This is a genomic window from Amycolatopsis sp. NPDC003676, assembly GCF_053587275.1.
The window spans coordinates 1-18,791 of sequence record NZ_JBSFNS010000137.1 but is presented as its reverse complement, the minus strand read 5'-3'; the positions used below and the strand labels follow the sequence as shown (position 1 = coordinate 18,791).

Annotated in this window: 26 protein-coding genes; 17 read left to right on the top strand and 9 right to left on the bottom strand. The window is 70.4% G+C overall.

Going from position 1 to position 18,791, the window contains the following annotated elements; genetic code table 11:
• Positions 1 to 229 (bottom strand): DUF6292 family protein (locus tag ACWDNU_RS40380; protein ID WP_449672735.1); only part of this gene is annotated, 229 nt, incomplete at its 3' end.
• A 292-nt stretch (positions 230 to 521) separates the two neighbouring features.
• Between ACWDNU_RS40380 and ACWDNU_RS40375 the strand changes: the two genes are divergently transcribed.
• Together ACWDNU_RS40375 and ACWDNU_RS40370 are read left to right on the top strand one after the other, a co-directional pair.
• A complete protein-coding gene (locus ACWDNU_RS40375) occupies positions 522 to 1,133 on the top strand; it encodes an HSP18 transcriptional regulator (protein WP_370938027.1) in 612 nt (203 codons plus the stop codon).
• A gap of 377 nt (positions 1,134 to 1,510) precedes the next feature.
• Positions 1,511 to 1,882: an STAS domain-containing protein gene (locus tag ACWDNU_RS40370; protein WP_449672733.1), complete on the top strand. Its 372-nt coding sequence runs from the start codon at positions 1,511 to 1,513 to the stop codon at positions 1,880 to 1,882.
• On the opposite strand, the gene ACWDNU_RS40365 is transcribed toward ACWDNU_RS40370, so the two are convergent.
• On the bottom strand, positions 1,883 to 3,109 hold the full coding sequence (locus tag ACWDNU_RS40365) for a PP2C family protein-serine/threonine phosphatase (RefSeq protein ID WP_449672732.1): 1,227 nt from the start codon (positions 3,107 to 3,109) through the stop codon (positions 1,883 to 1,885). It lies immediately after the preceding gene.
• Between the two features lie 260 nt (positions 3,110 to 3,369).
• On the opposite strand from ACWDNU_RS40365, the gene ACWDNU_RS40360 reads away from it, so the two are divergent.
• On the top strand, positions 3,370 to 3,795 hold the full coding sequence (locus tag ACWDNU_RS40360) for an ATP-binding protein (RefSeq protein WP_449672731.1): 426 nt from the start codon (positions 3,370 to 3,372) through the stop codon (positions 3,793 to 3,795).
• A 9-nt stretch (positions 3,796 to 3,804) separates the two neighbouring features.
• Here the strand turns inward: ACWDNU_RS40360 and ACWDNU_RS40355 are convergent, their stop codons facing one another.
• The gene (locus ACWDNU_RS40355) at positions 3,805 to 3,933 is read right to left on the bottom strand and encodes a hypothetical protein (RefSeq protein WP_449672730.1); all 129 of its coding nucleotides are present in this window, start codon (positions 3,931 to 3,933) and stop codon (positions 3,805 to 3,807) included.
• A gap of 109 nt (positions 3,934 to 4,042) precedes the next feature.
• On the opposite strand from ACWDNU_RS40355, the gene ACWDNU_RS40350 reads away from it, so the two are divergent.
• From ACWDNU_RS40350 to ACWDNU_RS40340, 3 genes are all read left to right on the top strand, one after another.
• Positions 4,043 to 4,276 (top strand): DUF2188 domain-containing protein, encoded by a 234-nt coding sequence (locus ACWDNU_RS40350; protein WP_449672729.1) that lies wholly within the window; start codon positions 4,043 to 4,045, stop codon positions 4,274 to 4,276.
• A gap of 83 nt (positions 4,277 to 4,359) precedes the next feature.
• Complete coding sequence (locus ACWDNU_RS40345; protein WP_370938022.1) at positions 4,360 to 5,043, top strand: methyltransferase; 684 nt, start codon at positions 4,360 to 4,362, stop codon at positions 5,041 to 5,043.
• Positions 5,030 to 5,227 (top strand): CDGSH iron-sulfur domain-containing protein, encoded by a 198-nt coding sequence (locus tag ACWDNU_RS40340; RefSeq protein WP_449672728.1) that lies wholly within the window; start codon positions 5,030 to 5,032, stop codon positions 5,225 to 5,227. The genes ACWDNU_RS40345 and ACWDNU_RS40340 overlap by 14 nt, the downstream gene beginning before the upstream one ends.
• 47 nt (positions 5,228 to 5,274) lie before the next feature.
• Here the strand turns inward: ACWDNU_RS40340 and ACWDNU_RS40335 are convergent, their stop codons facing one another.
• From ACWDNU_RS40335 to ACWDNU_RS40325, 3 genes are all read right to left on the bottom strand, one after another.
• Positions 5,275 to 6,255, bottom strand: coding sequence for an iron-containing redox enzyme family protein (locus ACWDNU_RS40335; protein WP_449672727.1), 981 nt, complete (start codon positions 6,253 to 6,255; stop codon positions 5,275 to 5,277).
• Positions 6,252 to 7,370 carry a carboxylate-amine ligase gene (locus ACWDNU_RS40330; protein ID WP_449672726.1) on the bottom strand — a complete coding sequence of 373 codons (1,119 nt, stop codon included), beginning with the start codon at positions 7,368 to 7,370 and terminating at the stop codon, positions 6,252 to 6,254. Before ACWDNU_RS40330 ends, ACWDNU_RS40335 begins: the two co-directional genes overlap by 4 nt.
• A 154-nt stretch (positions 7,371 to 7,524) precedes the next feature.
• On the bottom strand, positions 7,525 to 8,205 hold the full coding sequence (locus ACWDNU_RS40325; RefSeq protein WP_449672725.1) for a nitroreductase: 681 nt from the start codon (positions 8,203 to 8,205) through the stop codon (positions 7,525 to 7,527).
• Positions 8,206 to 8,296: 91 nt separating this feature from the next.
• Here ACWDNU_RS40325 and ACWDNU_RS40320 point away from each other — a divergent pair, with 91 nt between their 5' ends.
• Positions 8,297 to 8,875, top strand: coding sequence for a TetR/AcrR family transcriptional regulator (locus ACWDNU_RS40320; protein ID WP_449672724.1), 579 nt, complete (start codon positions 8,297 to 8,299; stop codon positions 8,873 to 8,875).
• A 106-nt stretch (positions 8,876 to 8,981) separates the two neighbouring features.
• Here the strand turns inward: ACWDNU_RS40320 and ACWDNU_RS40315 are convergent, their stop codons facing one another.
• The gene (locus tag ACWDNU_RS40315) at positions 8,982 to 9,701 is read right to left on the bottom strand and encodes an alpha/beta fold hydrolase (RefSeq protein WP_449672723.1); all 720 of its coding nucleotides are present in this window, start codon (positions 9,699 to 9,701) and stop codon (positions 8,982 to 8,984) included.
• A gap of 130 nt (positions 9,702 to 9,831) precedes the next feature.
• On the opposite strand from ACWDNU_RS40315, the gene ACWDNU_RS40310 reads away from it, so the two are divergent.
• Positions 9,832 to 10,173 (top strand): winged helix-turn-helix transcriptional regulator, encoded by a 342-nt coding sequence (locus ACWDNU_RS40310; RefSeq protein WP_370938014.1) that lies wholly within the window; start codon positions 9,832 to 9,834, stop codon positions 10,171 to 10,173.
• On the opposite strand, the gene ACWDNU_RS40305 is transcribed toward ACWDNU_RS40310, so the two are convergent.
• On the bottom strand, positions 10,158 to 11,012 hold the full coding sequence (locus tag ACWDNU_RS40305) for a LysR family transcriptional regulator (protein ID WP_449672722.1): 855 nt from the start codon (positions 11,010 to 11,012) through the stop codon (positions 10,158 to 10,160). The genes ACWDNU_RS40310 and ACWDNU_RS40305 overlap by 16 nt on opposite strands.
• A gap of 91 nt (positions 11,013 to 11,103) precedes the next feature.
• On the opposite strand from ACWDNU_RS40305, the gene ACWDNU_RS40300 reads away from it, so the two are divergent.
• The 5 genes from ACWDNU_RS40300 to ACWDNU_RS40280 all read left to right on the top strand — a co-directional run bounded on the left by ACWDNU_RS40300 (position 11,104) and on the right by ACWDNU_RS40280 (position 15,609).
• Positions 11,104 to 12,096, top strand: a complete 993-nt coding sequence (locus ACWDNU_RS40300; RefSeq protein WP_449672721.1) for an MDR family oxidoreductase — start codon at positions 11,104 to 11,106, stop codon at positions 12,094 to 12,096.
• 11 nt (positions 12,097 to 12,107) lie between these two features.
• On the top strand, positions 12,108 to 13,511 hold the full coding sequence (locus tag ACWDNU_RS40295; RefSeq protein WP_449672720.1) for a CoA transferase: 1,404 nt from the start codon (positions 12,108 to 12,110) through the stop codon (positions 13,509 to 13,511).
• A 98-nt stretch (positions 13,512 to 13,609) separates the two neighbouring features.
• Positions 13,610 to 14,206, top strand: coding sequence for a TetR/AcrR family transcriptional regulator (locus tag ACWDNU_RS40290; RefSeq protein ID WP_449672719.1), 597 nt, complete (start codon positions 13,610 to 13,612; stop codon positions 14,204 to 14,206).
• 24 nt (positions 14,207 to 14,230) lie between these two features.
• A complete protein-coding gene (locus ACWDNU_RS40285; RefSeq protein ID WP_449672717.1) occupies positions 14,231 to 14,890 on the top strand; it encodes a VC0807 family protein in 660 nt (219 codons plus the stop codon).
• Positions 14,890 to 15,609, top strand: a complete 720-nt coding sequence (locus tag ACWDNU_RS40280) for an SDR family NAD(P)-dependent oxidoreductase (RefSeq protein WP_449672716.1) — start codon at positions 14,890 to 14,892, stop codon at positions 15,607 to 15,609. Before ACWDNU_RS40285 ends, ACWDNU_RS40280 begins: the two co-directional genes overlap by 1 nt.
• A 28-nt stretch (positions 15,610 to 15,637) precedes the next feature.
• Here ACWDNU_RS40280 and ACWDNU_RS40275 read toward each other — a convergent pair whose 3' ends face one another.
• Positions 15,638 to 16,063, bottom strand: a complete 426-nt coding sequence (locus ACWDNU_RS40275; RefSeq protein WP_449672734.1) for a helix-turn-helix domain-containing protein — start codon at positions 16,061 to 16,063, stop codon at positions 15,638 to 15,640.
• Between ACWDNU_RS40275 and ACWDNU_RS40270 the strand changes: the two genes are divergently transcribed.
• The 4 genes from ACWDNU_RS40270 (at position 16,062) to ACWDNU_RS40255 (ending at position 18,507) form a co-directional block, all read left to right on the top strand.
• Entirely contained in the window at positions 16,062 to 16,802 is a 741-nt protein-coding gene (locus ACWDNU_RS40270) for a methyltransferase domain-containing protein (RefSeq protein WP_449672715.1), read from the top strand. The two genes, ACWDNU_RS40275 and ACWDNU_RS40270, sit on opposite strands and share 2 nt — an antisense overlap.
• 288 nt (positions 16,803 to 17,090) lie before the next feature.
• Entirely contained in the window at positions 17,091 to 17,327 is a 237-nt protein-coding gene (locus ACWDNU_RS40265) for a hypothetical protein (protein ID WP_449672713.1), read from the top strand.
• Between the two features lie 287 nt (positions 17,328 to 17,614).
• Entirely contained in the window at positions 17,615 to 17,869 is a 255-nt protein-coding gene (locus ACWDNU_RS40260; protein ID WP_370938004.1) for a DUF3703 domain-containing protein, read from the top strand.
• A gap of 125 nt (positions 17,870 to 17,994) precedes the next feature.
• Positions 17,995 to 18,507, top strand: a complete 513-nt coding sequence (locus tag ACWDNU_RS40255; RefSeq protein WP_449672712.1) for a MarR family winged helix-turn-helix transcriptional regulator — start codon at positions 17,995 to 17,997, stop codon at positions 18,505 to 18,507.
• Positions 18,508 to 18,791: the final 284 nt, after the last annotated feature.

Here is an 18,791-nt window from a genome sequence, read left to right as displayed (position 1 = left end):
CGACGGCGGCGGCCCAGCCGTGGATTTCGTCCCACAGGAGGGCGACGTCGCGGCCGGGGTAGGCGGGCAGATGGCCGTCGAGGGCGACGTAGGCCGACACCGGGGTGTCGTGGTCGACCGTGCAGGACTCGAGGCCGATGCCCAGGGCGCCGGTGACGTCGGCGAGGTAGTTCCACAATCGCACCAGCGCGGGGTGCGACGGGCTGGTCTGGGCGGTGTGCAGCGGCATGGACACGGGGACAACGCCTTTCTCGCGCGAAGGGCTGGCGCGGAGCAGGGGTGGCCTGTTCCGCGCGAGGGACCGCGTGGGGTTCTCCGGCTGACCGCCGGAACGCGCCCTGGCGGGCGGTCCGGACCTGATTCCCGGTGAAGGGGCCCGGGAAACCTGGGAAGCGCGGCGAATCGGTCCGCGCGACCGGCCGGTCATCCGGAGTCACCTCCACCGTTCGACAGGGGCGCTCTCTTCTTCTAGCATGTCGTCGAAACGATGACAACTGCCGAGTCGTCGAGAGGATGACGCGATGGCGGAAGTGGATCCCGCCCTGCTGGTCGAGGGCGTCCGCGAGACGGTGCTGGCCGCCCGGGACGGCGGCGCGCCCGCCGAACGTTCGATGGCCGCGCTGTCCGCCTTGCGGGCGCTGCGCGACCAGCTCGGCGAGTGGGAGCCGGAACTGATCGCGGCCGCGCGGGAGTCGGGCGCGAGCTGGGCCGCGCTGGCCCCGGCGCTGGGCGTGGCGAGCAGACAGGCCGCCGAACGCCGGTACCTGCGGCTTCGGCCTTCGGCGACCGGGGAGACCACCGGCGAGGCCCGCGTCCACGCCGAACGGGACCGCCGCGCGGGAGACCGGGCGGTGGCGGACTGGGCGCGGCGCAACGCGGCGGTGCTGCGGCGTCTCGCCGCCGAGGTCAGCTCCGCGCCGGATTTGGACCCCGCGGGACAGGAAAGCGCCGACCGGCTCGGCGTCGCGCTGGGCGAGGACGACGTCACGAACCTTCTGCTGCCGCTGGCGGACGTCCGCGCGCACCTCGAATCGCGGCACGCCGCGCTGGCGGACCGGGTCGGCGAAGTCGGCGAGCACACGGACCGGGTGCGCCAGAACGCGGCCGGGCAGCGGCGGGGGCGTGCGCAATGAGCCGGGCCGGGCACGCCGCCGCCGTCGGAGGATGGATGCGCCGATCAGGTTGGCAAGCACGGGTACCGGTCGCGCCGGGGCGAGGCCGGGCAGCGTCGCAACCCTCCGGAATCGGACGTCCCCGGCGATCAGGCTGGCGAGCGCACTGGCTCGCCGCGCCAGCACGAAACCAGGCGCCTCGCCCGCCCGCGATGAGCCGAACGTCGCATCCAGGGCGCCCCGCGCTGCCGGTTCCCCCGGGGATCCGAGATCATTTCCGGCGACGGCATTCGTGCGCGGTGCCGTCGTGAGGCATGCTATTCGCGGTTGAGCAGCCAGCCGCGTACTTTTCCTGCCCGGACGCAGGCGTTCCGGGCTTCCTGAGGAGGGAAAGAGCGATGAGTGAGCTGACCGACCCGGTGATCGACCCGCCGGGTTCGCTGTCGATCGACCGGGCCGACCGCGCTCCCGCGACGGTGCTGGCCCTGCGCGGGGACCTGGACCTCGGGACCGCCCCGAAATTGACGGCCGCGGTCGCCGAAACCGTCACCGGGAAGCCCCCGGTGCTGGTGCTGGACCTGACACAGGTCGATTTCCTCGCCTCGGCCGGGCTGACCGTGCTGCTGGCCGCGTGCCGGGAGGCTCCGGCGGGCACCGAGGTGCGGATCGTCGCGTCCGGCCGGGCGACCCTGCGGCCGATCCAGCTGACCGGGCTGGAGCAGAGCCTGCCGTTGTACGACACGCTCGAAGAGGCGCTGGCCGCGAAGTGATCAGGGCGTTTCGGTCCCCGCGGTGCGGTGGAGCACGACGAGTGCGACGTCGTCCTGCGGGGGCCGGGACCCCACCATGGCGGCCATGATCCGGGCGCAGGCCCGTTCCGGGTCCTCCGGCCGGACCAGTTCGGTGAGCTGGTTCATGCCGGTGTCGACGAGCCGGTCGCGCCGCTCGACGAGCCCGTCGGTGTAGAAGGCGGCGACGGCTCCGGGCGGCAGCTCGACGACCGTGGTGCGCCGCTCGACGGTGGCCCCGACGGTCAGGCCGACGGGCGGATCCGGCGGAGCCGCCACGAGTTCGGCCGGTTTGCCCGGCGACGCCACGACCGGCGGCAGGTGCCCGGCGAGCGACAGCGCGATGCTTTCGTGACCGGGTCTGAGAATGCCGTACGCGACCGTCGCCATCACGCCGTGTTCGAAGTGGTTCGCTTTGCGGTCCAGTTTGGCGAGAACTTGGGCGGGATCGTCGCAGTCGAGCGCGTACGCGCGCAGTGCGCTGCGGAGCCGTCCCATGATGACCGCGGCTTCGAGGCCGTGCCCGGACACGTCGCCCATCACGATCCCGGTCTGGTCGCCGGGAAGACGGAAGATGTCGTACCAGTCGCCGCCGAGCCCGGCCTCCGCGCCCGGCACGTAGCGGGCGGCCAGGCGCAGGCCGTCGATGACGGGCAGGACGCCGGGCAGCAGGCTGCGCTGCAGGGCGATGGTCGCGGCCTGGTTCTGGTGCATGGTCTCCGCCTGCAGCACAGCGGCCAGCCGGTCGGCGAGAAGCCGCAACGTTTCGATGTCGGTGGTGCTGAACGTCCGCTCGCGCACGGCCCCGATGTGCAGCACGCCGACCAGTTCGGTGCCCGCGAGCATGGGCACGCCGAGCATGGTGTGCAGGCCGCGTTCGGACAGCAGCGCGTTGAGCACGGTGGTCTTGTCGACCTGGTCGATGACCACCGGCTCGCGGCGCGCGGCGACGGCTCCGGCGAACCCCGCGCCCACCGGCACCTGGACGCCCTGGTAGACCTCCTCTTCGAGCCCGGCGGCCGCGACGGCGACGAGGCGGGCCCAGCGGGCGTCGTGCCGCAGGACGGTCGCGGTGTCGACGTCGAGGACGGTGCAAGCCCGGGCGAGGATCTTCGTGAGCTCCTCGCCGAGGTCGGCGTTGCTCGCCCCGGCGCCGAGGATTTCGGCGAGGCGAGTGCGCGATTCGGGCTCCGGCGCGTGAGGCGGCATGCAGCGACAGTAACCGAACCGGCTCCGAGGTCCAGAGATGTGCGGCGGCAGGTGTGAAGTCGGCCCTGTCCGGGTACGCCCGATTGGGCACCGGCGAAGTCGAGAACGAGAAAGGGACTTCCCCACGTGATGTCAAGCGGCTGCGGCGAGGGGCGGCGAAACGCGGCGGCGTTTTCCGGCACGGGCAGGTCCCCGCGCCCCGTCGCGCCGTCGGCGGGAGAGGGGGCTCTTTGTCCCGGCCAGCGGAAGAGGGACCGGCGTTGACCGGCCAGGACGACGAGCCCTGGGTGCTGGATCTGCGCGGCACCGGCGTCGCGGCGCTGCCGCGCGTGCGCGCCTGGGCGGGCAAGTCGCTGGGGCACCTGTCGCCGGATCACCTCGCCGACGTCTTGATGGTGATCGAAGAACTCGCCTCCAACGCCTACGAGCACACCTCGGGGCCGTCCTATGCGAGATTGACGGTCCTGTCCCGGCCGTGCGTCGTGGTGATCGAAGTGGACGATCCGGAGCCCGGCCGCCCGCAGGTCCGCCCGCCCGACTTCGAACGGGCGCGCGGGCGGGGGATGCTGCTCGTCGACCGGCTCGCCGACGACTGGGGCGTGCACGAGCATTCCGGCGGCAAGACGGTCTGGGCCCGGCTCGGCTGCGGGGTGCCGGCGCGGGAGGCCTGCGAGCCGTCCCGCTGACGGCGGGATTCACCGGCCCTGCTGCGGGTCGGAGTCGTCGTGTTCGTCGCCGGAGGTGCCCTGCTCGCCCCGGACAGTCTCGCGTTCCTCTTCGGGGGTGTCGCCGTAGACGTCGTCGGATTCGCGCGGTTCGGTCATGGTTTCGCTCCCTTCGTTCGCCGCTCGGATACCCGGGCGGCGGCGCGGGCAACCCGGTTGCCCGCGCCCGCGTCGGGTATCCGGCGGGCGAGACGGAAGGAGCGGCGGGATGGCCGAAGGGGACATTCACACGTGTCGCGAGGGCAGGCTGTGGAAGAACCGGATCGAGGGCGTCCGCCGGGTCGCGAACACCGCGGCGCGGCGCGGCGACGCGGTGTCGGTCGGCCGGGAAATGGCGCAGGCGCGCGGGGTCGGCCACTTCGTCCACGGAGAACCCCGGGCGGGCGGCGACGGCGAGATCGTCGAGCAGCGCTCCTACCGCCGCGCGACCGGCGTGGCGTGATTTCGGTGCGGTGCGGCGGAAAACGCTGTTTGTCCTGAACGGACGGGGGTATCCCGGCGGACCGACCGAGATGGAGGACCGCCATGACGACGTCCGTGCGCACCGAAGCGGAGGCCCGGCCGCTGGGCAGAGTATTCCGCCTGCCCGGGGTTTACCGTCCGCAAGAAGACACCGCGTTGCTCGCCGACGTGCTGGCGGCTGATTCGAGCATCGGATGCGGGATGCGCTGCGCGGACTTGGGAACCGGCAGCGGCGCGCTGGCGATCGCTCTGGCCCGGACGGGCGCCGCGGTCGTCGCGGCGGACATTTCGAGGCGGGCCTTGGCTTCCGCGTGGATGAACACCGTGCTGCGGGCGCTGCCGATCGGCCTGCTTCGCGGCGGGCTGCGGGAGGCAGCCGAGGCCGGACCGTACGACGTCGTGGTCGCCAATCCTCCCTACGTGCCTTCGCCGACGCCGACGGTTCGCTCGACTCGCGCGTGGGACGCCGGGCCGGACGGACGCGCGATGCTGGACCCGTTGTGCGCGGCCGCTCCTTCGCTGCTGACCCGCGCCGGCGCGCTCTACCTGGTGCAGTCGACGATGTCCGATGTGGACAAGACCCGGTTCGCGCTGGCGGCGGGCGGCTTGCGCAGCGAGGTGCTGGCGCGGGCGGAGGTGCCGTTCGGGCCGGTGGTGTCCGGGCGGCTGGACTACCTCGTCGAACGCGGATTCCTGCGGCCCGGCGACCGCGCGGAGGAACTGGTGGTGCTCCGTGCCGCGCGATGAACGCCGGGTCCGGGTGGTGCCGGGCGGGCCGGTCCTGGTGGAGGGACCGGTCGAGGTGTCCACTTCGGACGGACGAACGGCGCGGTCGGACCGGTTCGTCGTCGCGGTGTGCGCTTGTCGGCGGAGCAAGCGGTTTCCGTGGTGTGACACCAGTCATCGGAAGCGGGTCCGGGGTGGCGGCTGACTCGCTGAGGCCTGGTCGCGCGGGTTCGCGACCAGGCCTCTGTGCGGTTAGGGGAGCGGCTGGCGCAGCGACGACAGCCCGGCCTGCCAGCAGCCGAGCAGATGCTGGTCCAGTTGCGCCTCCAGGAATCCGGTGGCCTGGATGCCGAACACGACGTCCGCCGCCAGTTCCGGTTCCGCGGCCAGCAGTCCGCCCACGACCTCGTGCCGCATGACCTGCTCGTGCACCGCGTCGGCCTCGATGTGTTCGGTGTAGAAGAACCGGCAGGCCGCCGGCGCGTCGAGACGGCGCAGGATCCGGTCCATCCGCCGCGCGCCGGGGGCGGTGGTGATCTCCGCGGCGGCGAAGTGCCCGACCAGCGCCCCGCGCGACGCTCGGTGCAGGCCGAACATCGACATCATGTTGACCAGCGCGAGCATCGGCCCGGGAACGTGTTCGAGCAACGCCAGGTAGCCCTCAGGCAGTCCGGCGGCCGCGAGCAGGTCGGCGAACAGCTTGGCGTGCACCCGGTCCGCGTGCCCGCCGCCGAACTCGTCGAACTCGACCGCCACCAGTCCCGCCTTCGCCGGGCCGGACAGCCGCGGGATGACCCAGGCGTGCGGGTCGGCTTCCTTGAGATGGTAGATCGAACGGTGCGCGAACAACTCTCTGATGTGCCACCATTCGCCTTCGGCCAGCAGGAAAGCGACCGCGCCGTCGGCGTCGTGTTCGGTGAGCAGCGCGTCGAGTTCGGCGCTCGCGTCGGAGCCGCCGGGAACCGCTTCGCGCAGGGCGGAGCGGAACGTGTTTTCCAGCTCTGCCCGGATTCGCAGCAGTGCGGTGTCCCATTCCCGCTCCGCGTCGATGCCCGGCAGCCCGCGGTAGTGCAGTTCGTAACAGAGATGCAGGGCGAGGTGGAGATCGTCGCCGAACGGATCCGCGTCCCGGAGATCGACGGCGGGCTGGCTGCCAGGATCGCGCAGAATCTCCAGCAACGCGGCGGAAACCGGCCCGCGAGCAGTCGGCAGTGCGGTGAGGGAGGTCGTCATCGTCCCCGGGTACCCGCCTGACGCCGCCTCACGCGTGGGACGGTGCGTTCGGTGAGCATCGCGACGACTCGGTCGGGTCCGGCTTTGCGTTGTGCGGTTGAGCCGGTGCCGGTGCGGAGTGTGGTGCGGATGAGTTGGTGGGCGAGTTCCTGGTCTCCGGTGGCGCGGAGGGCGGGGCTGACGTGGCCGAGGAGGTCGGCGAGTACGTCGGCCGCGGGCAGCGATCTGGCGCGGACCGGATCGACGAGGGCACCGGTGAGGCCGTGTCGCGTCGCCGCCCACACCGCTGCCGAGCCGATCTGCGGATCGATCTCGGGTGCCTGGACGCCTTTGTCGAGGTCAGCCAGCGCGGTAGCGACGAGCGCACGCGACAGGACCGCTTGGAGGAGCGCGCCTTCGACGGTCAGCGGAACATCGGCGACCCGCAATTCCACCGTCGGGTACCGCGGCGAAGGCCAAGCCAGCCAGAACGTCTGCTCGCGATCCACCAAAGCCCCGCAGGCCACCAGCGAATCGACGCGGCGCACGTGCTCCGCGTGCGAGCTCGCGGGCGGCGTGAGCCCGGAGCCGGGGAAACGGCTCTGTTGAGCCATTCTCCAGCTGTGCAGTCCGGTGTCGCGACCGCGGTCGAACGGGGAGTTCGCCGACAGCGCGAGCAACGCCGGGAGCCACCGCGCGAGGTGATTCACGACGGCTACCGCGGTGTCCGCGTCCGGGACTTCGACGTGCACATGGCAACCGCAAGCCTCGTAATCAGCGGCCAGATCGCCGTAGTGCGCGTCGATTCGCGCGTACCGGTCCGGCGGCACTGGCTCGGCGGGGGAGCGGAGGGCGCCGACCGGGCTGCCCGTCGCCAGGAGCGCGCAGCCGGCGTCGGTCGCGGCGCGGGACAGCGCGAGACGGCCGCGGCACAGCTGGTCGCGCAGCTGCGCCGCGGTCGTGCAGACGCCGGTGGCGTGTTCCACCTGGGTCGCCCGCAGTTCGCGGTGCACGGCCGCGCCGTCCGCGAGCCGCCCGACGGTGCCGAGTACCTCGTCCGCGGCGGGCATCGGGCGGCCGTCATCCGGGTCGGCGAGCAGGAATTCTTCCTCGACACCGAGTGTCGGTACGTCCATCAGAACCTCCCCGGCCCGGAGTACCCAAGCGGGCGCGAGGCAATCCGGCAGTCCATTTCAGACACTGCCCGGCGGGTATCCGGCGCCGATCCGGATGTCGACCGGGACCGTCGGGAGCCGCGGCGCGCGGCCAGGCTGGAGGTCCGAGAGCGGGTCAGTCGTGGAACCGCGTCGTCTCGGCCAGCGGGGCCCGCCCGACGGCGAACCGGTTGACCGGCGCGGCGCGATCGGCGTACCCGAACGAGATCCCGAACAGCAGTTTCCCGCCGTCGAGGCCGAGCGTTTCCCGGACCGTGTCCGCGTAGAAGCTCAGCAATCCTTGCGGGCAGCTGGAAACCCCGTGCGCCTGCATGGCCAGCAGCAGGGTCTGGCCGTACATCCCGACGTCCGCCGCGAGCCGGGCTTCGGCGGTGTCCGGCGCGAACAGCAGCGCGACGTGCGGGGCGCCGTAGAAGCGCAGGCTTTCGGCGTCGTAGGCGGCACGCGCTTGGTGGTCGTCGAAGCCGATCTGCAGCGCTCCGTACAACGCGCCGCCCGCCGCTGCCCGGCGCTCCTGATGGACGGCTTCGTAAATCGCTTCGCTGTACGGAAAATCGACCGACCGGCGACCTTCCTCGTGCGCGGCGACCAGCGCGTCGGCGAGCTGATCCCGCTTCGCTCCGCTGACGACCTCCACCTGCCACGGCTGCGCGTTGGAATTGGACGGCGCCGCGGCGGCGAGGTCGAAGATCTCGCGGAGCTTGCTGTCCGGAACGGGATCGGGCCGGAACGACCGGGTCGCGCGCCGGCCGCGGATCAGGGTCGCGGCGGCGTCGGCGAGTTCGGTGGCGGGCATCGGGGCGACTCCTTAGGTAAACGATCTCGTATACCTAAGCACGGTAGCAGGCTCCGGCGGCTTAAGTAAACGTTTCTGTACACTTAGCCGCATGGTCGAGGAGAAGCCCCGCCGGGCCGGTCGCGGGGGACGCGAACGCGTGCTGGCCGCCGCCGCGGACCTGTTCGCCCGCCATGGCATCACCGGCACGACGATGGAACAGGTCGCGGCCGCGGCCCCGGTGTCGAAACGGACGCTGTACCTGCATTTCCCGGTCAAGGACGATCTGGTCGTCGCCTACCTGCAAGACCTCGTCCGCTCCGGCGACACCCTGCACGACGTGCTCACCCGCGCGGATCTCCCGCCGCGGCAACGGCTTCTGGCGATGTTCGAGCTGCCGAAGTCCGAGCCGGTGCGCGGCTGCCTGTTCGTGGACGCGGCGGCGGAGTACCCCGACCCGTCCAGCGCGGTGCACGCCTACGCGCGGGAGCAGAAACTGCTGATGCTCCGGCTGGTCACGGATCTGGTCGCGGAGTTGGGGGCAGCCGATCCTGCTGCGCTTGCCGAGCAGCTGGTCACGCTGGCCGACGGAGCGGCTAGCCGGGCTATGGTCCTCGGCGATCCGGGTTACGGCCGCTATGCGCGAGCGGCTGCCGAGGTGTTGCTGGAGCGGGCACTCGTGAGTGGCTAGCGCCGGCTTCGCCTCGGCCCGTCGCTCCGTACGTGAGGGGAACCCTGAGGGAATCAGATTCCCTCAGGGTTCCCCTCACGTACGTCTGAAGCGGAGCGGCCCCGGGCTAGGCGAGCTTCAGCAGCAGTTCGCTCACCTCCGCGGGCATGGTGATCATGCAGTCGTGCCCGGTCGGCAGCTCCCACACCTGCGACGGCGTCCCGTTGGGCTGGAGCGCCGGAACCGGGCGGCGGGTGATGCCTTCCGGGGTCGCGCCGACGCAGTGGATGTGCGTCCGGGGGATCGCGCGCGCGGCCGGGTTGTCGAGCCGCACTGGCTGTTGCAGGCAGCGGACCGGCTGGTCGGAGAGCATTTCGCGCAGCCAGGCGACGTCGGCCGGGTCGGTGACGCCGAACAGGCCGAACGGCGCGGGCTGCTCCGGCAGCGGCGGGACGCGCCAGCCGTCGCCGTGCTGTGCGGCGAGGTCGATGAGGCGTTGGCTGATCGGCTGGACGTCGACCGCGGTTTCGCCGTCTTCGGGGACCATCGCGTCGAGGTAGACCAGTTCGGCGACCCGGTCCGGCAGCTCGTTGGCCGCTGAGGAGATGACCAGCCCGGCGTAGCTGTGGCCGACCAGTACCACGTCTTCCTCGGCGCGGAGCAGGTCGACGACGTCCTGGACATGGGTGTCGAGGCCGGTTTCCGGGCTGAGCAGGTGCTTCTTGTCGCCGTAGCCGGTCAGCGACGGCGCGAGCACCCGGTGCCCGGCCGATTCCAGCAGCGGGACCACCCGGTCCCACGCCCGGCCGCTGTGCCAAGCGCCGTGGACCAGCAGAAACGTCGTCATCGTCAGGTTCCTCGTCGCGAGATTAGCGGTTACCGGAAGTAACCCGGTACTGTTCGATAACCATCGTGACCGCCCGCGCGGCGGCGGGCAATAAGGCACTAATTAGTGCCCCGGTTCTCCGGAGGTAACCATGGCCGACAACGTGTGCCGGACCCGCGTGGTCCTGGAGATCGTGGGCGACAAATGGGCGTTGCTGATCGTCCGCATGCTGCGCGACGGCCCGCGCCGGTTCACTGAGCTCAAAAGGGAAATCGAAGGAATCAGCCAGCGGATGCTCACCGTCACGCTGCGGGATTTGGAACGCGACGGGATCCTCACCCGGACTGTCCGCAATGTCATGCCGCCGCACGTTTCCTACGAGCTGACCGCGATGGGCCGGACCCTGCGGGAAGCGACCGCTCCGTTGCTGGAATGGAGCGTCGAGCATCTGGCGAAGATCGAAAAGGCCCGTGCGGACTACGACGCTCGCTGAACGGAATGCGCCCATTCGCTGAACCGGCGCAGCAACGGATCGCTTGACCGGCGCGTCGGCCACAGCAAGCGCAGTGGCACGCGGGGTGCGTTCCGCAGCGGGAGGTGTGCGACGCGCGCGTGAGTGTGCGCCTCGGCGGCGGAGGTGGTGGTCGACCCAACGGCCCGGCCGGACGCGATGATCGTGAGCCATTCGTCGTAGCTGCCGCACTGGATCACCTGCGCGGGCCGGGTTTCCGGCGGCCAGTCGAGCGGACTGGTCGCGCCGCTGACCGTGTTCACCACCACCGGATGCGCGGCCAGCTCCGCCCAATCCAGCTCCGCGCGCGCCGCCAGTTCCGAACTAGCGGCGACGGCGGCCAGCCGGTCTTCCTCGAACAGCAACGTCCCGCTGATCCCGGACGCGTCGACGTCCCCGCGCACCAATGCCGCGTCGACGTCGCCGGAATGCAGGGCGGCCACGATGTCGTCGCGGCGCAGGAGGGTGGCGGTCGCGCCGGTCGCGGTTTCGAAGGCGGCCAGCAGATCGCTCGCCCACGGATCCGGCAGCGCCCACTGGAACCCGATCCGCAGCCCGGCACTTCCGCCCGCCGCGGCGAGTGCGGTGTCGAGATCGCGCAGCACGACGCGAAGCCGGCCGAGCAGTTCGCCGCCTGCTTCGGTCGGTTCGACACCGTGTGGGGTGCGTTCCAGCAGCCGCGTTCCGACCGATTCCTCGAGCTGCTGGATCGTCCGCGTGAGCGCCGGCTGGGTGATCAGCAGTTCGCGGCTCGCGGCCGTGAACGTGCCGCACGTCGCGACCGTCACGAACGCGCGCAGATGCCGCAGTTCGACCTCCATGCCCGGCAGCCTACCCAGCCATGCCCGCCGCGCATGGCGTCGCTGTGACAGGCATTTCCCTGCCAGATTCCGGATTTCTAGCGTGGGAAGCATGGACCAGGAGATGACCGCTTTCCCCGGCTGGATCGTGCGCGACGGTGTGACGCTCGAGCAACTCGACCCCGCCATGCTGGACGACCTCGACACCACCGTCCGCGTGCGCTACTCCAGCATCAACTACAAAGACGCGCTCGCGCTGCACGGCCGTCCCGGCGTGATCCGGCGACACCCGCTGATCGCCGGGATCGACCTGACCGGCGAGGTGCTCGCGTCCCGGCATCCTCGTTGGCAGCCGGGAGACCTGGTCACGCTGAACGGTGCGGGTCTCGGCGAAGACCTGCACGGCGGTCTGGCTGGCCTCGCCGCGGTCAACGGCGACGACCTCGTCCGCGTCCCCACGGAACTGGGCCCGCTCCGCGCGGCGGCTATCGGCACCGCTGGATTCACCGCGGCGCTGAGCCTGCTCGCTCTGGAACGCCACGGCCTAGCCCCGGAAACCGGCCCGATCCTGGTCACCGGCGCGGGCGGCGGCGTCGGCTCGATCGCGGTAGCGCTGCTGGCGGCCGCTCGATACGAGGTCATCGCCGCCACTGGCCGTCCTTCCGACCTGTCGGGGCAGCTCACCGCGCTAGGTGCCGCGCGGGTCCTCGACCGCGCCGAACTCACGTCTTCCGGCAAGCCACTCGGCAAACAGCGCTGGGCAGGCGTGCTCGACGCGGTCGGCGGTCCGGTCCTCGCCGGTGCGCTGGCGGGGCTGCAGCATTCAGGCGTCGCGACGACCTGCGGACTCGCCGGTGGTGCCGAGTATCCCGGCAACGTCCTGCCGTTCATCCTGCGCGGCGTCTCCCTGCTCGGGATCGACTCCGTCCGCACCCCGCCGCTCCGCCGCGAGGCCGCCTGGCAGCGCCTGGCCCAGCTCCTCGATCCGGAGCTCCTGGACTCCGTGACGCGCGTCGTCCCGCTCTCCGAGGCGAAGGACGCCGCCGCTTCGCTCCTGGCCGGTGCTGGTACCGGCCGCGTCGTGGTCGACGTCGCTTCGGTCTGAAAGGAAAGAAAATGCCCGCCTTCGACGAACTGATGACCTTGCGCGATCGCCCGCGCCCGGCAGCCGACGAGGTCACGATCACCGGCGCGGACCCGCTATTCGCGTCGCCGTTCCGGATCGGCGAAACCCTCGCCGACGCACTCGCCGCCCGCGCGGTCGCCGCGAACGACCTGTGGGAACTGCGCACCGGACGTCGGCAGAAGATCGGCGTCGACGTCCGCGCCGCCGCAGCCACCGCTCTCGGCGGCGAAGACATGACGCTCATCCGTGCCGCGGACGGTTCGTATCGTCCCGCGCCGCTTTCGCCCGCCGTCGAGCACATGGTCGCGCTCACCCAGCCCTGGCCGACCGCTGACGGACGCTGGTTTCTGCCGCATTTCAACCTGCCGCACCTGGAACGCCGAGTGCTGGACGTCCTCGACTGCGAGCCGACGCCGTCCTCTGTCGCTGCCGCCGTTGCCAAGTGGAAGGCCGATGACCTCGAGGACGCCATCGCCGCCGCCGGCGCGTGCGGCGGAGTGGTCCGGACGCCGGACGAATGGCGATCGCACCCGCACGGCTCCTACCTGGCCTCGCGCCCGGTTGTTGAGATCACCAAAATCGCCGACAGCGCCCCATCTCCGCTGCCCGACGGCGGTGCTTCGCCTCTTTCTGGCGTCCGAGTCCTGGACCTGACCCGGATCCTGGCCGGCCCGACGGCCGCGCTGAGCCTGGCCGAACACGGCGCGAACGTGCTGATGGTGACCGCTCCGCATCTGCCGCAAGTCGCGCCGTTCGTCCGGGATACCAGTCACGGCAAGCAAAGCACGTACCTCGATTACTCCATAGTGGACGATGCAGCCCGATTGCGGTCCTTGGCCAGCACCGCGGATGTGTTCGTCGAAGGCTACCGCCCAGGCCGGATGTCCGCCCACGGGTTCGGCCCCGAGGATGTTGCGGCGCTGCGTCCGGGAATCGTCTACGTGACCGTGAACTGCTTCGGCTCCGGCGGCCCGTTCGGAATGCGCGCCGGATGGGACCAAGTCGCCCAAGCCGTGACCGGTGCGTGCGTGATCCAGGGCGGCGACCGTCCACAGTTGACTCCGGTGTACCTGTGCGATTTCCTGACCGGCTTCCTCGGGAGCTACGGCGCGATGCTGGCTTTGGCCCGGCGGGCTCGGGAAGGCGGTTCGTATCATGTGCAGGTTTCGCTGTGCCAGTCGTCGATGTTGGTGCAACGGCAGGGGTTGCTGACGGATTACGCGGATGCGCCAGGCCGTCTTTCCCCGGCGGAATTCGAGCGGTACGCGGTTTCGGATGACGACACGATTTACGGCGATCTCAAGAGTCTCGGTCCGGTGATCCGGATGAGCGAGACCCCGCCGCACTGGGCTGGGACGACGCCTCGGCTGGGGAGTTCGCGGCCGGAGTGGTGACCTGCCTGCCGGACCGCGCGCTCGCGGTCCGGCCTCCTGGTGTGATTGATCTGGCCGTGGTAGTTTTGATTCAGTCAGATAAAACAGCAGGTGAAGCGATGGACCGGACATTCACCAACCAGGCACGGCGCGCGCAGATCGTGCAAGCCGCGATCGACGCGATCGCGGAACTCGGCTACGCCAAGGCGTCCTTCGCGCAGATCACCAAGCGAGCCGGGCTGCGCAGCCCGCGGATGATCTCGTACCACTTCGCCGACAAGAACGACCTGATCCGCCAGATCGCCGTCGAAGTCTTCACCGCCGGCGCTCGGTACATCTACGAGCACACCGAGGCCGCGGAGACCGATCAGGGCAAGCTCCGCGCTTATCTGGAGGCCAACCTGCGCTTCCTGCGCGAGCATCCGAAGGAAGTCGCGGCGCTGACCGAGATCGGCAGGCACCTGCGCACCGACGAGGGGGAGGCCTACACCTCGACCAGCGCGCAAGAGGTCAGCGTGCAAAGCCTGGAAACCCTGCTGGCGCAAGGCCAGTCCAGCGGCGAGTTCCGGGACTTCGACGTCCGCTCGATGGCGATCATGATCCGTGCCGCGGTCGACGGTGCCGCGCAGCGCCTGCGCGAGGAACCGGAATTCGATTTCGACGCCTATTCGCGCGAAGTCGTCGCCACCTTCGCTTTCGCTACCCGGAAACAGTAACTCGTCATGTTTGGGGGAATCATGATGACCGGCAAACCCGACGTGCGCGGCAGTCTGAGGCGGCTTCCGCTCCTGGAGATCCTGGCACCGCTCGTCCTCTTCTACGGCCTGCGCTGGCTGGGGGTGGACCAGTTCGTGGCGCTGCTGGCGGGGAGCGTCATCCCGGCTGTCGGCGCTGTTCGCGGTCTCATCGCCGAGCGGCGGATCTCCGGAGTGCGGCTGTTCGTCCTCGGGACCATGGCGGTGACAGTCGCCGGTTCGTTCGTCACGGGGAGCCCTCGCGCGCTCCTGTTGCGCGGTGCCGTGCTGACCGTCGCACTTGGCTTTTTCTTGCTCGCGACCCTGTTCTTCCGCCGCCCATTCTTGTACGAAGCCGCCCGTGTCGTGTTCGACGAAGAAAAACAGCGCGTGTGGGAACGGAACTGGGACGACTTTCCGCCGTTCCGGCAGTTGCTGTGGCGGATCAGCCTGATCTGGGGCATCGCCTGCCTGGCCGACGCCGCGATCCGAGTGGCCGTCGCGCTGCTGTTGCCGGTCGACATCGTGCCGGTCTTGGACGACGGACTCCTCGTGGTCACCCTGCTGACCCTCGTCGTCGTCCAACGTCTCTACGGCAGGTCTTTCTTGCGGCGCAACGGACTTCGGCTGGACGGCGTGCGCATCGTTCCCTTGGCGGAGGCGTGATGCGCGTAGCCTTGATCACCGGAGGCGGCAGCGGAATCGGCGCCGCCGCGGCTCGCCGGTTCGCCGCCCAGGGGATCCGGGTCGTGCTCGTCGATCGAGACGAGGAACGGGGTGCCGCGGTCGCCGCTGAACTGGACGGCCGGTTCGTTGCCGCCGATGTCGGATCGCTGGCGGACAACGAGCGAGCGGTGCGCACCGCGGTGGAGGAGTTCGGGCGGTTGGATGTCGTGCTGCTCAACGCCGGAGTGCCCGGCCGGTGCGGCCTGGCTGATTTCACCGAACTGTCCTACCGGGACACTATGCGGACCAATGTGGACGGTGTCGTGTACGGCCTGCACGCTTGCCTGCCGCAGTTGCGCGGCCAAGGCGGGGGATCGGTCGTCGTGACGGCGAGTTTGGCCGGGCTCACCGGCTCGCCGGACCTGTTCTACGCGACCGGCAAGTACGCCTTGGTCGGCTTGGTCCGGTCTGCCGCGCCGCACCTGGCCGCGGACGGTATCCGGATCAACGCCCTCTGCCCCGGCCTGGTGGACACGCCGATCATCGCGGGATTCCGCCCGGCGCTGGAGAAAGCCGGGCTCGGGATCGCCGACCCCGCCGAAGCCGCGACGGCGGTCGAGACGATCCTGGCCGACGGCGGCACCGGGGGCGCGTGGGTGGTGCAGGCCGGCCGCCCGGCGAGCCTGGTGCCGATCCCGGAAATAGCGCTCGCGGGCTGAGCCCGGTCTCCGGGTTTGCTTGTGCGGCTCAGGCTGAACCCCGGCTTTCGACGACTGCCTGGAAATGCGGGCACGACGCGAGATCGTCGTGGTCGCAGCCGAGGGCGCAGTCGACCAGGTCGAGCGACGCTTGGGCTTCGGCGATCCGCGCGGCCAGCTCGGTCCGGCGACGGCGCAGGAGGTGTGCGCGCTGTTCGGGTTCGCGCGCGGTGAGCAGCGCGCCGATGTCTTCCAAGCTGAAACCGGCTTCTTTGGCCCGCAGGATGATTGCGATCCGGCGGAGGTCGTTCTCGCCGTAGCGGCGGCGGGAGCCGGTGACGCGCGCCGGGGTCAGCAGGCCGACCGATTCCCAGTGCCGCAGGACGTGCGTCGCCAGGCCGAAACGCTCGGCCGCCGCGCCGATGGTCAGCTCGCTTGACTTCATGTCGTCATTAAGTCGCAGCATGGCGGACATGTCCACCGAGACCCTCATCCGCCTGCTCGACGCCGCCGACGCGCTGCCCGGCGCGGCCAGCCTGCGCGCACGTACCTACGACCTGCTTCGCCTCGACCCCGGACAGGCGGTGGCGGACGTCGGCTGCGGCTCCGGCCGGGCCGTCGCCGAACTCGCCGGACGCGGGGCGAAGGCGGTCGGCGTCGACCCCGACCCGGGGATGCTTCTCGCCGCCCGCCAACGCTGGCCGCGGCTGGACTTCGAGGCGGGAACCGCGGAAGCGCTGCCGCTCGCGGACGGTTCCGTGGCCGGGTACCGCGCGGACAAGGTGTTCCACGACGTTCGCGATCTGACGGCAGCCTTCGCCGAGGCTCGCCGCGTGCTGGCACCGGGCGGACGGATCGTGCTGGCGGGCCAGGACTGGGACACCGTCGTGATCGACTCCGACGACCCCGCGCTGACCCGCACGATCGTCCACGCCCGCGCGGACCTGGTGACCAACCCCTCGGTCGCCCGCTCTTACCGGACTCTGCTGCTGGACAACGGGTTCACCGACGTTTCGGTCGAGGCGCCGACGGCGGTCTTCACCGACGCCACGATGCTGCCGATGGCGACCGGCCTCGCCGAAGCGGCTCGCGCGGCCGGAGCGATCGACCGAGAACTCGCCGACGCGTGGATCGCGGAACAGACCGACCGCGCCACGGACGGTCGGTTCTTCGTGGCGGTTCCGTTGTTCGTCGCGGCGGCTGCTCGGCCTTGATCTGTTGGGGCTACGGGGTTTGGTGCGTCTCGCCGTCGGACTTCGGGCAGTTCGCCTCGTTTCGGGCGTTCCAGGCTGCCAGCATCTTCTCGTACCGCGACTCGACTCGGCGTTGCGGCGGGCTTGCCACGGGGACACGGCCAGGCGCTGGGTCACCAGGAGGTCGCAGGACCCGATCCGGGCGGCTTCGAGTCCTCCCGCGGCGAGGATCGCGAGCATCGCGTTGGCCATCGACTCGTCGATCGCGGAGGTGAGTTTCGCGAAAGCGGCGCATTCTTCGTGTTCCTGATGCGGGTCGTCTCCCCAAGCTTCGTGCGCCGCGTCGAAGAGTTGCGGTCCCAGCTGCCACGAGACCAGCACGCCGTCGAGTTCTGGACGGCGGACGGCGACGATCGCGCCGGACATGCCGGTCGGCGCCGGGTCGGGGATCACCCGCAGTCCGGCCGCGACGAGTTCGTCCTGGACGATCCGGACGAGGGCTTCGAGGCGGTGCAGCCGGGTGAGTTCGTTCGCGGTCACGCCTAGGCCTTCCCGGTGCCGTCGGTGCTCGGGCAGTGCGTTTCGCAGTCAGGGTTCCCGCATCCGGCGCGGACAGGGCTGCTTGCATTCAAGGGGATCCGGCGTCGGTGGCCGGATTGATGGGAAATGCGATTCTCGGGGCGAAGCCGTTCGGTTGCGGGGTATTCATCCGTTCCTGGCCACTGTTTCGCGCAAATCGCCTGTCAGGGCGCGAATCGGAGTGTTCGGCGCGGTCGCCTGCCGCGCGGCTCCTCCGGTGTTTTGCCTATGCTGCAAGGGGAAGGGGAGGGCTGATGGCGGACACTGAGTACCAAGGTGAGATGGACCGGGGCCGGGCTGCGCTGGCGGCGCGGGATTACCGGGCGGCCTACCGGCATTTCGGGCGTGCGCACAACCTCGGCCACGACGTGCTGGCCGACCACCTCGCGGCGCACCGCGGACTGTTGGCCACCGCGTGGAAGCAGCGACGGTTCGATCGGGCGGTCGCGCAGCTCTTCCTGATGGGCGGGGCTGCCCTGTTTGACCGCAAACCGGCCGGTGCCGCCTGAGCGGTGCGTGCCCGAGCCGCACTTTGTCCGGGGACGTACTATTATGGGCGGGCAGGGATGCGGGGACAGGCTTGCGGCGGACCGGACGGTCTGCCGGGGCGCGGGTGCGCAGTTAAGGTCGAGGGATGTCGACAGCAGTGGGCGGGTCAGCGAAAAACGGCTCCCGGACGGGGCGTCGGGTCAGCCTGGAGGCGCCGGCGGATCTTGCCGCGGCGCCGGGATATGGGGCTCGCCGGCTGTATCAGGCGTATTTGGCGGCTTGGAATCGGCATGTCGATTCGGTGCTGACCGGGCCGCAGTTCGCGGTGCTGTCGGCGGTGCGGGCTTATCCGGGGTTTGATCAGACCGCGTTGGCCAAGGCCGTGGCGCTGGATACCTCGACGATGGCTGACGTCTGTCGGCGATTGGAGAACCGGGGCCTGATCGCGCGGGGTCCCGCGCCGCATGATGCTCGGGCGAAGGTGCTGACGCTGACGGAGGACGGGGCGGCCGCGTTCCGCGAGGTGACTCGGCGGACGCGGAAGCTGGATCAGGCGCTGCTGGCAGACTGCCCGGAGGACCGGCGGGCGGAGATCGCGGGGATGCTGAACGAGTTAGGTGCGTTGTGGGAGGCGGTTGCCGAGCGGTCGGAGATTTGACGCGCTTGGTCGCTCGCGTGGGTCCTGAGGGGAACCCTCAGGAACTCTGATTCCGTCAGGGTTCCCCTCACGACCAGCGCAAGTCCGTGAAGGGCTCCTTGAGGGAATCGGAGCCCCTCAAGGAGCCCTTCGCGAACAACCTGCTCAACAGTCACCCGCGCACCCGGCTATCGAGGCACCCAGCCCCTGCCCTGCACCCCGATACGAAGCCTCCCTGCGGTCTGGGGTTGCTTGTCAAGGCATCTTTCCCGCCTTGACAAGCAACCCCGAACCGTCAGCACAAT